The 14331-nt window shown below is 65.3% G+C and carries 15 protein-coding genes; 2 read left to right on the top strand and 13 right to left on the bottom strand.

Annotation, left to right across the window (positions count from 1 at the left end; all coding sequences use genetic code 11):
• Window positions 1–47: 47 nt before the first annotated feature.
• From rquA to GJ654_RS03105, 13 genes are all read right to left on the bottom strand, one after another.
• Window positions 48–845, bottom strand: a complete 798-nt coding sequence (rquA, locus tag GJ654_RS03165) for a rhodoquinone biosynthesis methyltransferase RquA (RefSeq protein WP_210350797.1) — start codon at window positions 843–845, stop codon at window positions 48–50.
• Between the two features lie 129 nt (window positions 846–974).
• Complete coding sequence (gene pufC / locus GJ654_RS03160; protein WP_155444652.1) at window positions 975–1997, bottom strand: photosynthetic reaction center cytochrome PufC; 1023 nt, start codon at window positions 1995–1997, stop codon at window positions 975–977.
• On the bottom strand, window positions 1994–2980 hold the full coding sequence (gene pufM / locus GJ654_RS03155) for a photosynthetic reaction center subunit M (RefSeq protein ID WP_264586099.1): 987 nt from the start codon (window positions 2978–2980) through the stop codon (window positions 1994–1996). The genes pufC and pufM overlap by 4 nt, the downstream gene beginning before the upstream one ends.
• Window positions 2981–2996: 16 nt before the next feature.
• Window positions 2997–3821 carry a photosynthetic reaction center subunit L gene (gene pufL / locus GJ654_RS03150; protein ID WP_155444651.1) on the bottom strand — a complete coding sequence of 275 codons (825 nt, stop codon included), beginning with the start codon at window positions 3819–3821 and terminating at the stop codon, window positions 2997–2999.
• Between the two features lie 94 nt (window positions 3822–3915).
• Window positions 3916–4092 (bottom strand): light-harvesting antenna LH1, alpha subunit, encoded by a 177-nt coding sequence (gene pufA, locus GJ654_RS03145; protein WP_155444650.1) that lies wholly within the window; start codon window positions 4090–4092, stop codon window positions 3916–3918.
• Between the two features lie 15 nt (window positions 4093–4107).
• Window positions 4108–4314, bottom strand: a complete 207-nt coding sequence (gene pufB, locus GJ654_RS03140; protein WP_155444649.1) for a light-harvesting antenna LH1, beta subunit — start codon at window positions 4312–4314, stop codon at window positions 4108–4110.
• Window positions 4315–4375: 61 nt separating this feature from the next.
• Window positions 4376–4657 (bottom strand): hypothetical protein, encoded by a 282-nt coding sequence (locus tag GJ654_RS03135; protein WP_155444648.1) that lies wholly within the window; start codon window positions 4655–4657, stop codon window positions 4376–4378.
• Window positions 4658–4696: 39 nt separating this feature from the next.
• Window positions 4697–6139, bottom strand: coding sequence for a chlorophyllide a reductase subunit Z (bchZ, locus tag GJ654_RS03130; protein WP_155444647.1), 1443 nt, complete (start codon window positions 6137–6139; stop codon window positions 4697–4699).
• Window positions 6139–7620, bottom strand: coding sequence for a chlorophyllide a reductase subunit Y (gene bchY, locus GJ654_RS03125; protein WP_210350796.1), 1482 nt, complete (start codon window positions 7618–7620; stop codon window positions 6139–6141). Before bchY ends, bchZ begins: the two co-directional genes overlap by 1 nt.
• Window positions 7620–8582, bottom strand: coding sequence for a chlorophyllide a reductase iron protein subunit X (locus tag GJ654_RS03120; RefSeq protein ID WP_155444645.1), 963 nt, complete (start codon window positions 8580–8582; stop codon window positions 7620–7622). The genes bchY and GJ654_RS03120 overlap by 1 nt, the downstream gene beginning before the upstream one ends.
• On the bottom strand, window positions 8579–9511 hold the full coding sequence (gene bchC, locus GJ654_RS03115) for a chlorophyll synthesis pathway protein BchC (protein WP_155444644.1): 933 nt from the start codon (window positions 9509–9511) through the stop codon (window positions 8579–8581). The genes GJ654_RS03120 and bchC overlap by 4 nt, the downstream gene beginning before the upstream one ends.
• A 79-nt stretch (window positions 9512–9590) precedes the next feature.
• Window positions 9591–10730 (bottom strand): methyltransferase, encoded by a 1140-nt coding sequence (locus tag GJ654_RS03110; RefSeq protein WP_155444643.1) that lies wholly within the window; start codon window positions 10728–10730, stop codon window positions 9591–9593.
• A 3-nt stretch (window positions 10731–10733) separates the two neighbouring features.
• Window positions 10734–11600 (bottom strand): polyprenyl synthetase family protein, encoded by an 867-nt coding sequence (locus tag GJ654_RS03105; protein ID WP_210350795.1) that lies wholly within the window; start codon window positions 11598–11600, stop codon window positions 10734–10736.
• 102 nt (window positions 11601–11702) lie between these two features.
• On the opposite strand from GJ654_RS03105, the gene crtD reads away from it, so the two are divergent.
• Together crtD and GJ654_RS03095 are read left to right on the top strand one after the other, a co-directional pair.
• Window positions 11703–13274, top strand: coding sequence for a 1-hydroxycarotenoid 3,4-desaturase CrtD (crtD, locus tag GJ654_RS03100; RefSeq protein ID WP_155444642.1), 1572 nt, complete (start codon window positions 11703–11705; stop codon window positions 13272–13274).
• Between the two features lie 23 nt (window positions 13275–13297).
• Window positions 13298–14131 carry a hypothetical protein gene (locus GJ654_RS03095; RefSeq protein WP_196305422.1) on the top strand — a complete coding sequence of 278 codons (834 nt, stop codon included), beginning with the start codon at window positions 13298–13300 and terminating at the stop codon, window positions 14129–14131.
• Window positions 14132–14331 lie beyond the last annotated feature (200 nt).

The following is a 14331-nucleotide window of genomic DNA, read 5'->3' as shown; positions in this document are numbered from 1 at the left end:
GCCAAACGTTCTCGTTGTGTCAAGCGGAGCAACGCTGCTTCGGGGGGCTACTGCCTTTCAAAACTGACGAGCTGGTAGAGACCGCCGAAAAAGGTGCGCCGCTCGAAATTGGCGATTTTCGCGCCGGCCGGCATGAACTCGCGGAGGTCATGCATCCACACCTCCAGGGCGAAGGGCTCGAGAACGGAGAGGATGGGCGCGAACAGGTAGCGCATCGGGTTCCAGCGCGCGGGACGGGCGTATTCGACGATGACGACGCGGCCGCCGGGGCGCACCACGCGCAGCGTCTCGGCCAGCGTGCGACGCCGCCACTCCTCCGGCATTTCGTGGAGGAGAAAGAACAGGACGGCGCGGTCGAAGCGCGCGTCGGAAAAATTCAGCGCGGCCGAATCCATCGTCGCAAGGCGCACCGGCGCATCCGCTGACAGCTTCTGTTTCAGGTTTTCGAGCTGGATCGGCAGGACGTCGATCACATCGACCTCACCCTGGCCCGCGGCGGCGCGCTCGGCGAGCGCGGGCGTGAAATCGCCATAGGCGCTCGCGACTTGCAGCGTGGAGCCGGGCAGGGTTGGGCCGAGCTTGTCGAGGGCGGCGTCGCGCAGTTGGTGATAATTGCCCCAGAGAATGGCGTCGATCAGCCATTGCCGCTCGAAGAACCAGACGGCCTTCGGGTGAACATAGGCCCACCAGTAATGCTTGGTCAGATAGGCGGGAATGCGGCCAGCCGCCTCGGATACGCCTGTTGGCGAAGTCGCGGGGGCTTGGGCGGGAGCTGCGGCGGGACGGTCATTGCGGAGAGCGGCAGCAGGCTCGATCTCGGTCGAACCATTTCCGTTTAAGAGCACTTGGACATCCTCGGCGCGCTTGTGATCAAGATGAGACAATTCCAAAACGGAGGCGTCCCCCGAGCGCCCTGCGGCATGCCATATAAAATGAGCGCGGCGGTTTGTGCAACCGCCGCGCCTTGATTTCGCTTACTTGGCGGCGACGCCGCCGAGCTCCGTCCAGTCCTTCGCCAGCTGGGCGCCAAGCAACGGCTTGGGCGCGCCCTGGTGACAGGTCATGCAGTAGAGCTTCGGTCCATCGCCCGTCGGTCCCAGGCGTTCCTTGGGCCATTCGGCTTGCAAGGGCGCCATGAAGTTCGCGTTCAGGTCCCTGACCAGGTTGATGCCCTGCCACGCGTTGACGCGCAGCGGGTTGCCTTCCGACCAGCTATAGAACGCACGCGAGCTGTGGCAGTAGGTGCAGTTGACGCCGAGCCCGTAGGAGATCGCCATCATCAACGAGTAGGACTTCTCGGTCGTCTGGATCGAGGGGCCGGGGCCTTCCACCAGAGCTTTCGTCTGCTGGAAGCGGACCGGATCCTTGCCGTCGAGAATGCCACTGAACGGCACCGTCTGCATGGCGGTGTAACCATTCGCCGCGGCGGCGGGATGACCCATGCCACGGTTGTTGGTGGCGGCGCCCTTGGTCATCGGAGCTTCGTTGAACCAGACGCCGTTAGGCACCGGCTGACCACGGTGACAAGTGTAGCAGGTCACGCCCGTCTGCAGGACGTGAGGCTGCCAATCCTTGTTGATGTGCCGGGTCATCTTGATCATCGTCCGGGCGACTCTCTTTTGATAGGGAGTGTCGTCCGCGAGATTGTCGGGGTTGTGGCAGGTGTTGCAGCCGTTCTCGCCACCCACCCAGGCCGCGAAGCCGAGCATGACGCGATCGAGTTGCGCGGCGCTGAGGTCCGTCAGAACTTGGACGTTCTTGTAAACCTCGGTCGCCTTCTTGCCGCCGGCTTCCGCCGGATCGATGGCGTCCGGCAGGGCGTTGGCCGCCTTGCGAAGGGCGTCCGTCTTGACAGTCGACATTTCACCCACGGACAGGCCACGGAAGCCGGTCTGAACGGTATGGACCCTGTGAAGATTCCATCCCGGAGTGAAGATCAGCGCTGTGCCGATCAGCGCGGTGGCGACGCCACCGAGGAGCAGAGCAGTGGTTTTCATTGCGGGACTCCCGTCGCTGCCGGATCAACTGTCGCGGGGAAGACATGCGGGTACGAGGGGGCGATGTTGTGCTGCACAGCCCAGAGGTACCAGTTGTCGACCACCGTGCCGGAGAGCAGGATGCCGATGCCGCCTGTCAGCGGGCAGAGAACCGCGCACCACCAGCCCCAGCGATGGATGGATTCCATGGAGGCGTTGTAGCCCATGGTCCAGCGCCAGAACAAAGCCGCGCGTTCAGCCGCGGTGCCGCGATAGACGATCTGCTCCACCTCACGCTCGCCGCCGTACCGCCCGACCGACAGGATCGTCGCGCCGTGCATGGCGAACAGCAGAGCCGCGCCGTACAGGAACGCAATCGAGAGCATGTGGAAGGGGTTGTAGTACAGGTTGCCGTAGCGCAGGGAGAAGGCTGCCGTCCAGTCCAGGTGCGGGAAGATGCCGAACGGCACGCCCTCGCTGAACCGACCCAGCATCAGGGGCTGGAAGAAGCCCATGCACAGGAACAGCCAGATCGCCGACAGGAACGCCCAGGCCATGTGCGTGCTCAAGCCCAGTTGAACCGCGCGGCGATAGACGCGCGCCGTCCAGAGCAGCATGGACATGGTCAGGAAGAAGCCCGCCATCAGCCACCAGCCGCCTTCCGCCAGCGGCGGGAAGGCCTTGATGCCGTGTTTGGGGAGCGGCGGTTCAAGCGCCAGCCAGGGAAGCTGCCGCATGAACTCGATCGGGCTCCAATGCACGGAAGCGAGCATGTTGAGACCGATGATTTCGATCGCGATGAAACCGCAGAGCACCGACGCGATGCCGAGGCCACCGAGATAGATCGGACCGATCTGGGCGTTGCCGATAAAGCCAGCCCAATAGGACAGGATCGGCTTGCCAAAGCGCTCGCGCGCCAGGTTTGCATCGCCCACGCCCTCGCCCGTTTCGGGCGATTTGGGCTGGACTTGCACTTGAGTGAAGACGTTCTCGTAAAAAGCCACGTGCGCCTCCTAGACGTTAGCGCCAAATCGGCAGGTTGAGCCACCAATTCCACCATTCCGGCCAGCCCTTGGTCCAGAACGGGCCGCTGATCAGGATGCACATGGCGCTCCAGAAAGCGGCGGAGACGGCCAGGAACATGCCGAGGCGGTGGATGCCGAGCGTGCCGATGGAATAGCCGACGACGTCGCGGAAGAACCAGTCTTCGTACTCGGTCTGACGCACTTTCACTCCGCGACGCGGATTGGCGGCCGACACGATCACGGCGCCATGCATCGCGAGAGCAAGGCAGTTCGTGAAGAAGAAGGTGATCGCCAGCATATGCGCCGGGTTATAATGGAAGTGCAGGTACTGATAGCCCGTGTTGGACACCCAATCGAGGTGACTGAGAATGCCATACGGGAATCCGTAACCCCAAGCGCCCATCAGCACCGGGCGGAACACGACCAGGACCGTATAAGCGAAGATCGCGAAGCCGAAGGCGATCGGAACGTGATAGCCGATGCCGAGCTTGCGACAGATTTCCACCTCGCGGAGAGCCCAGGAGCCAAAGGCGCCGAGCGCGCAGACGGTGACGATCTGCCAGATTCCGCCTTGTTTCAGAGGCGCGAGTCCCAGGCCGTATTTCAGGTCTGGAGGCGCAATGTTGATTTGGAAAAGGTTCCAGACGTGATCCATCGCCGTCCCGTAGGCGATCATGGAAACACCCAGGACGGTGAAGATCAGCGTGGTGACGCCAAAGAACCCGACGTAGAAGGGTCCGACCCAAAAGTCGAACAGGTCTCCGCCTAGGAGCGTGCCGCCCCGCACGCGGTATTTTTTTTCAAAGTTGAGCATCGCCATGGCCGGCGCTCCCCAAACGACGTGAAGGTTTCAGAGTGCGGACGGACGCTTATGCGCCCGTCCGCGCCGCGGGCGATTCCCGCTGATCGAATGCTCAGCCGAGCGAGACGGAGGTCTCGATCGCCGCGCGCACAGCCGGCTTGCCTTCGAGCCAGTTGAAGCGATCGGTGCTGAGGCAGATGAAGTGAATGATCAGACCGAGCACGAACAGGAAGGCGGAGAGCGCGACCAGGGTGCGGCGGGGATCGAAGAGCAGCCAAAGTTTGTACATGTTGAGCTTCTCCTCTTAGCCGATCATCGAAACAGCGGCGGTGACGCTGTCGAGCAGCGCCCAGCCCTTGGGACCGGGAATCCACGGACGCCACGCCCAGGCGAGAACGTGCGCGAGAACCGCAATCACCATAAAAGCCGTGAAGCTGGAGACGAACAAGGCGTGGAATTCCTTGGCCTCCGCATCCGACACTCCGGACAGGGATGATCTGTCTTCGGCCATTTTTGACCTCCTTACAGGTTACCGCGTACGCCTTACGCGGCCCAAAATTCGTCGAGACTCTTCAGAGCCTCGACTGGCGTTCCTGACGGTTGTCCCGTCTGGATGACCGCAACATCGTCTTCGCCATATGGGCGTACGACGTCGCTATTGACGCTTGAGAACGCGCTTCGGCGAGCCAGGAACGGCTCCTCGGCGCTGCGCAATTCTTGTCCGTGAAAAGCCAGGTGAAGAACGCCTTCAATCCGCCAGCGGTCACCAGCACGGCGAGCAGGAATCCGCCAAACAGACGCCAGGCGAGATCGTACTCATTTCTTGTAGTGACCGTGTTGACCGCCACTTTCATGGATCGTCTCCAACTGGTGCGAACCTACGCCTTACGGCGTCAGTTCGCGAGTTCCTTCGCGCGCTCGAGGCGCGACAAATTGACCTGCGTTTCCCCGGCGCGCCGGGCTTCCCGTTCCGCCGCGTCGCGAAGGCGCTTCGCGGCGGAAATGCGCGCCACCAGCGGCGCGGATTCGACAAGTTCGTCGAGGCGGGCTTTGGCCTCGGCGCTCCATTCGAGTTCGCGATGCAGGCGGGACGGCGTCGCATCGACGCGATCCATGTCGCTCGCGAGCGGCAAGATGTGGAACAATGCGTCGAACAGCGCATTGCAGACTTCCTGCACGAGATAGGTGGCGCCGGAATAGCCCATGAAGGGCGTGCCGGTGTGCCGTCGAATGACGGTTCCGGGGAACGACGCCGGGATGTATGCGGCGCGCGAACCCGCGTCGGCGAGATACATGCGCTCGTTGTAGCTGCCGAACACGACGAGCGGCGGCCGCGCTTTCAGCGAGTCGCGCAGCGCGGCGTTGTCGGTCTTTTCGCCGGGCTTGCGCGCCACCGCGAACGAGCAGGGCAGGCCGAGTTCGTCGCCGAGGAATTTCCTCACGCCGCGCGCGTAAGTCTCGCTCGCCGCGATGCCGAACGACGCCGTGGCGAAGAAGTCCTGCGTCACCGAGCGCCACAGATCCCAGATCGGCTTGATCGTCGTATGGCGCTCGCGCTCGATGAAGGGCTCGGGATCGAGACCCGTCAACTCGCCAAGCGCGCGCAAAAATTTGGTCGTCGCGTGCATGCCGATGGGGGCTTGCAAATACGGCTTTTCCAGCGCTTCGCACAGAGCGCGGCCAAACTCGCGGTACATGCAGACGTTGACGTCGGCCTGGGCGAGTTTGGGAATGTCGTTGAGATGCGTCCCGAGCGGGAAGACCAGGTTGATCTCGGCGCCGACGCCCTCGACCAGCCGGATGATTTCGGCAAGATCGGACGGCATGTTGAAGACGCCGTAGCTCGGGCCGATGATGTTGATCCTGGGCTTGACGCCTTCGGATTTGGCCTTGGCTTTGGCGGCTTTCGCCTTCTTGGCGCCGTACTCGTTCCACAGCCACAGCAGCGCGCGATTGGCGCACTGCCATTGGTCCTCGTCGATCGTGCGCGGCAGGAAGCGTTGCAGGCCCGAGCCTTCGGGCGTGACGCCGCCGCCGATCATCTCGGCGATGGAGCCGGTGACGACGACGCTCGGCTGTTTGGGATCAAGCGTTTTATGCGCGCGAGACATCGCCGCTTCAGTGCCGTGCTGGCCGAGTTCGGCTTCACCGAGGCCGGTGACGACGATGGGCAGCTCTTCCGGCGGCAGCGCGTCGGTGTAATGCAGCACCGAGGTGATCGGCAGGTTCTGGCAGCCGACCGGGCCGTCGATGACGACCTGCAAACCTTTCACCGCCGTGAAGACGTAGACGGCGCCCCAGTAGCCGCCGGCGCGGTCGTGGTCGATAACGAACATCAGCCGACCTCCCGCTTGGTGGTGGGCCAGATGCCGCCGGTCGCGCCTTCGCCGACGCCGGAGAAGAAGTCCTTCATCTCGGTGAAGCGGGCGCGATTGCCGATGGCGGCGTTGAGGGTGGCGGCGACCGAACCCGCACCGGCCGCGCCCATCAGCGGACGGGCCGAAATCAGGTTGGTGAAGTAGAGGCCCGGGATCGAGCGGCTCTTCGCGGCCTGCACGACCGGCGTCGTGCCGATGGCGAGGTCGGGCTGATATTCGTCCATGGCGGCGATGTCGTCTTCCATGGTGGCGCGAAAGCGGACTTCGACGCCCTTGGATTCAAGCCATTCGCGGTCGCGTTCCGACCAGGGCGTGCGCGCCGTGGCGGTGCCGACATAGCGCAGGTCCGCGCCGCTTTCGACCAGCAGGCGCGCGGCGATCAGTTCGGAGCCTTCATAGCCCGACAGCGTGATGCGGCCCTTGATCGGGGCTCCGTCCAGCGCCGCGCGAATGGCGGGAAGCATGGCGGCCTTGGCGGCGTCGAGTTTGTCGGCGGAGACGTTGCAGACCTTGGCGACCTCGTCGAGCCAGTCGGCGGTTCCGTCGACGCCGACCGGCGCCGAGCCGATCACCGGGCGGCCCGCGTTCTGGAACTCGCGAATCGAGGCGGCATAGTGCGGATGGATGGCGGCGACGGCGGCGCAGTCCAGCGCGCCATAGAGTTCGCGCCATTCACGGGTGGGGACGACCGGACCGACGGCGAGGCCGAGCGGTTTCAGCATGCCGCCGATCTGGATGGGGTCGACCGGGAACATTTCGCCGAGCAGCGTGATGGTCGGCTCCTGCGCGCGCGGGCTGCGCGGCGCCTGCACCGGACCCTGTTCGGCCTCCTGGCGGGCGTAGGCGAGCATGGCGCCGGCGAGCACGTCCTTGGCTTCCGCATGCGTGGGCACGCCGAAGCCCGGCACGTCAATGCCGATGATGCGCACGCCGTTGATCTCGCGCGGCAGCAGCCGCAGCGGGACGCCCGACGCGGTGGGAACGCAAAGGTTGATGACGACGACCGCGTCGACCTTTTCCGGATCCGCCAGATTATGGACGGATTCGCGAATGTCCTCGAACAGCTTTCCTGTGACCAGGGTTTCCGAATCGAACGGCACGTAGCCGACCGAGCGGCGCGCGCCATAGAAATGCGAAATGAAGGTCAGGCCATAGACGCAGCAGGCGGAGCCCGACAGCACGGTGGCGGTGCGGCGCATGCGCAGACCGACGCGCAGCGAACCGAACGCTGGGCACATGCTCTGCGGCTGGTCGTGCGGACCGGCGGGATAGTCCTTGGCGTAGCGCGCGAGTGTCTCGCCGGCCCCGGTTTTCCGCGCGGCTTCCAGCATGACTTCGCGACCGGCGTGGCAGCCCAGTCCGTCCACGCCGACAGCGCCGGCGGCGCGGGGCGCGTCGTTCGCAGTTGGTGTGTTGGGGGTGTCGAGCGTCATAGCCATTACTCGTCGTACACGACTTCAAGCGACGGCTTGGCGACGCGGGCCGTACCAAACAAATCTTCGGCCGTGGCGGGCTCGAGGACGTAATCGCGGCCGACCGCGTCGCTCGAGAACAGCGACAGCAACTCGTCCTGGTTCAGGGGTTTCGGGCGGTTCGGGATCGAATCCGCGACCGCCGACGCCAGAGTCTCGAACAGCGGTCCCCAGCGACCGTCGGGCTTGCCGATGATCTGGTAGGCCGCGCTCTTGCGGCGGATGTCTTCGTCGGCCGGAATTTCAGCGAGGATCGGGATGCCCGCGGCTTTCGCAAACGCCTGCGCCTCGCCGGTGCCGTCGTCCTTGTTGATGACCAGGCCGCCGACGCCGACATTGCCGCCCAATTTGCGGAAATATTCCACCGCCGAGCAGACGTTGTTGACGACATAAAGGGACTGAAGGTCGTTGGAGCCGACCAGAATCACCTTCTGGCACATGTCGCGGGCGATCGGCAGACCGAAGCCGCCGCAGACCACGTCGCCGAGGAAGTCGAGCAGGACGTAGTCGAAACCCCAGTCGTGGAAGCCCAGTTTTTCCAGGGTCTCAAAACCGTGGATGATGCCGCGTCCACCGCAGCCGCGACCCACTTCCGGGCCGCCGAGCTCCATGGCGTAGACGCCGTCGCGCTTGAAGCAGATGTCGCCGATTTCGACGGTTTCGCCGGCCGCCTTCTTGCGCGACGCCGTCTCGATGATGGTCGGGCAGGCCTTGCCGCCGAACAGCAGCGAGGTGGTGTCGCTCTTGGGATCGCAGCCGATCAGCAGGACTTTCTTGCCCAGCTGCGCCATCATGTAGGAAAGGTTGGCGAGCGTGAAGCTCTTGCCGATGCCGCCCTTGCCGTAGATCGCAATGATCTGCGTGGCCTTCTTGCCAGGGGTGAGCACGGTCTCTCCGTTCATTTCGGCCTCGCTCAGGAAACTGATCATAACGCGCTCCAGTCGAGGACCATTTTGACGCAAGCCGGATCTTCGAAGGCGACGGGATAGGCCTTGGCGGCCTCGCGCGCGTCGCGCTTGTGGGTGATGAGACCGTCGAGCGACAGCGTGCCGCTTTCAACCAGAGCGATGGTGGCGCCGAGATCGCCCGGCGCCCATTGCGCGGAGATGCGGAATTCGGCTTCCCGCATGAAAGCCGGGGGGAAGGCGAAGGCCACAGTGTCGTAGAAGCCGGCCAGAGTGACGCGACCGCGCGGCGCGAGCCGCTGAATCAGCGTATCCAAAACCTTGGTGTCGCCGCTGACATCGACGATGTGCTTGTAGTCGCGGCGGGCGTCGGCGTCGGGGGCGAGAACCGTATAACCCTGGGCGCCGGTGGCGCGGATAGGGTTGGTTTCCCACACGGTCGGCTTGACGCCGCGCGACACCATGATGCGGGCGATCAGGCGGCCGAGCGCGCCGTGACCGACGACCAGCGCCTCGCCGGAGGCGTCGGCGACATTCACCGCGTGCAGCGCGGTTGCGGCGAGCGCGAGCAGCACGCCGCGCTCGCCAAGCGCCGGATCGACCTTTGCCGCGCGGGCGCCGGGAACGACGAGTTTCGAGGCCGTGCCGCCATGGACGGCGCTCACCTTGCCGAAGCAATGCGCGCCGGGAACGAAAACGCTGGCGCCGACCGCGAGACCGGACTCAGGACCGGCCTCGATGACGCGGCCAATGGATTCGTAGCCGGGAACAAGCGGATAGCCCATGCCGGGAAAGGTCGGCATGCGGCCCGTGTACAAAAGCTTTTCCGTTCCGGCGCTGACGCCGGACCAAAGGGTCTCCACGACCACGTCGGCCGGGCCAGGCTCGTCGAGGACGAGCGACGCCAATGACAGGCGCCTTGGCTCTTCCATGACAACGGCGACGGATTCCATGTGCCGGAGACCCTTTGTTTTCAGACTTGAACGTAACGACCGTCAGCTTAGTCCGACAGTCTGATCCGTCAAGTAAAATTTACACGCGCTGGGCGACAAGAATGCTGGCGAGCATCGGACGACGGGACTCCAGCGGGCGGATGTCGGCGAAGCCGGCGGCCGTCAGCAAATCGGTGAGCTCCTTGACGGAACGCCCGCGTCCCCGGCCCATGGCCAGCAGGTAGAAGTTGAAATAGGCGTCGGCGACGCGGTCGGCGCCGCGTCCGCCAGCCATCGGTTCGGCGATCAGCAGGGTGGCGCCGGGCTCCGTCGCCGCATGGATGCGGGCGAGCAGGGCGCGGACCTGGTCGTCGTCGTGATCGTGCAGAATGCGGATCAGCGACACCACCGAGGAGCCCTGGGGCAACGGATCGGTGAAGAAATCGCCGTCGAGCACCTTGACCCGCGACGACATGCCGCGCGTCTGCAAGGCGACGCGCGCCCGCGCCGCGACCGGCGGCAGGTCCATCATCGTGACTTCGATTTGCGGAGCGAATTCGCCCAGCGCGGCCGCGAACACGCCTTCGCCGCCGCCGAGGTCGAGCCAGCTGCGCGGGGTCGAGGGCTGGAAGGCGTCGAGAATGTCCTCGGAGATCAGCGTCTGCGACTGCGACATCAGTTCGCTGTAGCGGGCGTAGGCTTCCGGCTGCGCGGTCTCGCCGGATTTGGCGTAGGGCCAGAAGCCCGACAATTCGGTTTGCGCCTTGCCTTTCAGCAAGTCCACGGGATCAGTGAGGTCCTTGTAGAGCAGGGCGTGGTGTTCGACGAAGCCGGCGATGGAGGGATTGGCGAGCATGGCCGCGCCGAGTTCGCCGAGCGTGTAGCGCCCGCCCTCAAGCTCGTCTGTGAGATTGAGGCTGGTCGTCGCGCGCAGCAGGCGCTGCGTGGCGTCGACCGACAGGCCGAGGTCTTCCGCCAGGGCGGCCGTCGTGCGCGGGCCGCCGGACAGTTTGGTGAACAGGTCGAGGCGAACGCTGGCGAGCAGAATCTGCGAATAGACAAAGCCCGAGCAGAGATCGAACAGGGCGTTGGACTGCCGCTCCGCCAGCAGACGGGTCAGCGGGAAGCTGGCGGCCCATTTCTGAAATGACGGATTTGAAATCAGCAGATTGCGGCCCTGCCGCAGGATTTCCCCGACGGACACGGGTCCGACGGGGGCAGGTAGATTGGTTCCGGACATTTTTTAAGCCGCGTATTGCTCGAGTTGGGAAGGAAACAGCTGCCGGGTCTGCGCGCGGATGATGACGCGCAGCTGTTCGGCGCCGGGGCAGTCAGGGATGGAGGCGGCGGCGGCGTCGGCAAGGTCGGTCAGGCGCTGCTTGGCGCCGCCGATGCCGAGTTGCGCGGCGGCGTTGGGGCGGGCGCGACGCTCGTCCTGGTGCGCGGGCTTGCCGAGCTCTTCGGCGTCGCACAGCAGGTCGCGCAGATCGTCGGCCACCTGATAGGCTTCGCCGATATAGTCGCCCAGAGCGCGCCAGGCCTCGGGGTCCTGGCCCGCGGCGGCGGCGCCGGCCAGCGTGGCGCCGGCGAACAGGGCGCCGGTCTTGGCGCGCTGGTAATCGACCAGCGAAATCGTCTCTTCCGATTCCCACGCCTGTCCGGCAATGATGCCGCCGGGCGCGCCGACCGATTGCGAGACGATGTTGATCATCCGCACGAGTTGCTGCGGATCGGCGCAGAAGGCGCGGGCGATGGTCTCGTAGGCGAGGACGATCAGCGCGTCGCCGGTGAGCACGGCCAGCGGCTCGCCATATTCGACGTGCACGGTGGGCTTGCCGCGGCGAATCGGGGCGTCGTCGAAAGTGGGGAGGTCGTCATGGACCAGCGAGGCGCAATGCATCAGCTCGATGGCGGCGGCGGCCGCGTCGGTGTGCTTCGGATTGGGGTCGCCGCAGGCCATGGCCACGGCGAGCACGATCTGCGGGCGGATGCGGTGGCCGCCGGGAAACACGGAATGACGCAGCGCTGAGGCGAGCTTCGGCGGGCATTTCGGACCCGAGGCCGCGTTCAGGGCCGCCTCCAGAGCCATTTCGACGCGCTCCATATGCATACCCGCCTCCGTGACCTTTTCAATAGACACCCAAAGTGTAATCGAATATTGACAGCTTTTAGCATCGCGTCAATCCTTTTCGCGCTCAGCTCCGGGAGGATCATGGCTTCTAGGCCGAGAGTGGTGGTCGTCGGCGCGGGCGTCGGCGGTCTTGTCGCGGCGATGGTCCTTTCCGCGCGCGGGTTCGAAACGCTCGTTGTCGAAGCGGGCGACGCGCCGGGTGGAAAGCTGCGCGCTATGGAAGTTGCCGGCCAGAGCATCGACGTCGGCCCCACCGTCTTCACCTTGCGCGATGTTTTCGACGGCCTTTTCGAGGAATGCGGCGGCGCGCTCGACGATCATCTCACCCTGATCCGGGCTGAGCGTCTGGCGCGGCATTTCTGGACGGACGGGTCGCAACTCGACCTGTATCCCGATGTCGAGGCCAATGCCGCGGCCATAGAAAATTTCGCCGGGGCGCGGGAGGCCGAGGGATACAGGGTATTTGCCGCACGCGCCGCGCGCATCCGCAACACGCTGGACGCCACTTTCATGCGCGCGTCGCGGCCGAGTCTCTGGGCGCTGAACCGGCGCATCGGCTTGCGGCGCTGGCGCGACATCCTGGCGATTTCGCCCTACAAAACTCTTTGGGGCGCGCTCGGGTCGCATTTCCGCGACCCCAGGTTGCGACAATTGTTCGCACGCTACTCGACCTATTGCGGCTCCTCGCCCTTCCTGGCGCCGGCGACGCTGATGCTGGTGTCGGATGTCGAGCGCCAGGGCGTGTGGTTCGTCGAAGGCGGCATGATCCGGCTCGCGCAGGCGCTGGCCGGATTCGCCGAATCGCTCGGCGCGCGCTTTCGCTATGGCGCGCGCGTCGAGCGAATCCTCGTCGAGAATCGTCGCGCGACGGGCCTCGTCACCAGCGAGGGGGAGCGCTTCGACGCCGACGCCATTGTCTTCAACGGCGATGTCTCGGCCCTGCCCTTGCTGGGGCCGGAGGCCGCCCGCGCGGCCAATCCGGCCCCTGAGCGCTGGCGTTCGCTTTCAGCCGTGACTTTTGCCGGCGTTGGCGCCATTGATGCTTCGCTCATTCATCATAACGTCTTCTTCGGCGATGATTACGCCGGAGAGTTCGACGCAATATTCAAACGCGGGCGGACGCCGGCGCGGCCCACCGTCTATGTGTGCGCCAGCGATCGCCACAGCGGCGAGGTCGGCGGGAGCGAGCGTTTGTTCTGCCTGGTGAACGCGCCGCCCGAGGGGCGCCGTTCGCTGGGCGCTGGGGAGATCGAAGAATGCGAAAAAGCGGCGATGGACATCATGCGGGCGTGCGGGGCGAGACTCGCCTGGACGGAGCGCGTGGTGACGAGTCCGGCGGCGTTCGCGACGCGGTTTCCGGCGACGGGGGGCTCGCTCTACGGACTGGCGACGCACGGCTGGAGGGCCTCGTTCCTGAGGCCGTCGGCGCGCTCGCGTCTGCCGGGCCTCTATCTGGCGGGGGGCGGGATTCATCCGGGACCGGGCGTGCCGATGGCGGCGCTGTCGGGACGCCAGGCGGCGCTGGCGCTGATCTCGGATCTGGCGCCGAAGGGCGTGGCGGCGATGGACCCGGCTTCGACGCGCCGGTCGCGCCCGGCGGCTACGTCTGGTGGTACGTCGACGCCTTTAGCGACGACGGAAAACAGGGACTGACCATCATCGCCTTCGTCGGCAGCGTGTTCTCGCCCTATTACGCCTGGGACGGTCGACGCGCGCCGGAGGAACATTGCGCCATCAATGTCGCCCTCTACGGCTCTCCCGCGCGCTGGGCGATGACGGAACGCGGCGCCGGCGCCCTGGCGCGCAGCGAAAATTCCTTCGCCGTGGGGCCGAGCGCGCTGCACTGGGACGGAAACGGCCTCGACATCGACATCAACGAGGTCTGCGCGCCCTGGCCGCGGCGGCTGGTCGGCCATGTGCGGCTCGACGTCGAAACCATCAACACCCGCGCCTTCGAACTGGAATCCGTCGGGCGTCATTTCTGGCGGCCGATCGCGCCGCTGGCGCGGGTCAGCGTCACCATGTCGCAGCCCGAGGTCAAATGGCGGGGCCACGCCTATTTCGACACCAATCGCGGCGCCGAACCGCTCGAGACCGGTTTCAAGGATTGGCACTGGTCGCGCGCGCGGCTGCACGACCGGGCGCGGGTGTTTTATGACGCGGAAAAGCGTCGCGGCGGCCACACCGCGCTCAGCCTGGAGTTCGATTCCAAGGGCGGATTGTTCGAACGGCCGGCGCCGGATTTCGTCAGCCTGCCGCAATCGGCGTGGCGTTTGCCGCGCGTGACCCGCAGCGCCAAATCGGCGCGGCTGATCGCCACGCTCGAGGACGCGCCGTTTTATTCAAGGTCGCAGATCGCCCATGAAATCGACGGCGAGGAGGCGGTCTCCGTGCATGAGAGCCTCGATCTCGATCGCTTCGCCAAGCCGGTGGTCAAGGCGATGCTGCCGTTCCGCATGCCGCGCGCGAAGGGGCCCGCGGTGAAGAATGGAGTGGTGGGGAAAAAGTAGCTGGCCGCGCCATGCGCGTGCTCGCGGGAGAAGCGAGCACGCGCATGTCGTCATTGCGAGCGCAGCGAAGCAATCCAGGAATCGCAGGGCGACGGATGCGGCGCGTTGGCGTTCAAGCGCGATCATTCAACGGGTTGATGGGCCTGGATTGCTGCGCTTCGCTCGCAATGAAGGCGCGGAGAGTCGTGGCTGACGACTGA

The sequence above is a fragment of the Rhodoblastus acidophilus genome (assembly GCF_009720655.1).
GTDB lineage: Bacteria > Pseudomonadota > Alphaproteobacteria > Rhizobiales > Beijerinckiaceae > Rhodoblastus > Rhodoblastus acidophilus_A.
The sequence above is the reverse complement of the archived record's forward strand: the minus strand, read 5'-3'. Positions and strand labels throughout refer to the sequence as shown.

Excerpts from the sequence above, each read along its gene's own strand:
- crtD (WP_155444642.1), top strand. The coding sequence starts at position 11,703 with ATGGCTTCTAGGCCGAGAGTGGTGGTCGTCGGCGCGGGCGTCGGCGGT.
- bchZ (WP_155444647.1), bottom strand. The coding sequence starts at position 6,139 with ATGTTCGTTATCGACCACGACCGCGCCGGCGGCTACTGGGGCGCCGTC.
- bchC (WP_155444644.1), bottom strand. The coding sequence starts at position 9,511 with ATGGAATCCGTCGCCGTTGTCATGGAAGAGCCAAGGCGCCTGTCATTG.
- bchY (WP_210350796.1), bottom strand. The coding sequence starts at position 7,620 with ATGGCTATGACGCTCGACACCCCCAACACACCAACTGCGAACGACGCG.
- GJ654_RS03120 (WP_155444645.1), bottom strand. The coding sequence starts at position 8,582 with ATGATCAGTTTCCTGAGCGAGGCCGAAATGAACGGAGAGACCGTGCTC.
- pufB (WP_155444649.1), bottom strand. The coding sequence starts at position 4,314 with ATGGCCGAAGACAGATCATCCCTGTCCGGAGTGTCGGATGCGGAGGCC.
- GJ654_RS03135 (WP_155444648.1), bottom strand. The coding sequence starts at position 4,657 with ATGAAAGTGGCGGTCAACACGGTCACTACAAGAAATGAGTACGATCTC.
- pufL (WP_155444651.1), bottom strand. The coding sequence starts at position 3,821 with ATGGCGATGCTCAACTTTGAAAAAAAATACCGCGTGCGGGGCGGCACG.
- pufA (WP_155444650.1), bottom strand. The coding sequence starts at position 4,092 with ATGTACAAACTTTGGCTGCTCTTCGATCCCCGCCGCACCCTGGTCGCG.
- GJ654_RS03110 (WP_155444643.1), bottom strand. The coding sequence starts at position 10,730 with ATGTCCGGAACCAATCTACCTGCCCCCGTCGGACCCGTGTCCGTCGGG.
- GJ654_RS03105 (WP_210350795.1), bottom strand. The coding sequence starts at position 11,600 with ATGCATATGGAGCGCGTCGAAATGGCTCTGGAGGCGGCCCTGAACGCG.
- pufC (WP_155444652.1), bottom strand. The coding sequence starts at position 1,997 with ATGAAAACCACTGCTCTGCTCCTCGGTGGCGTCGCCACCGCGCTGATC.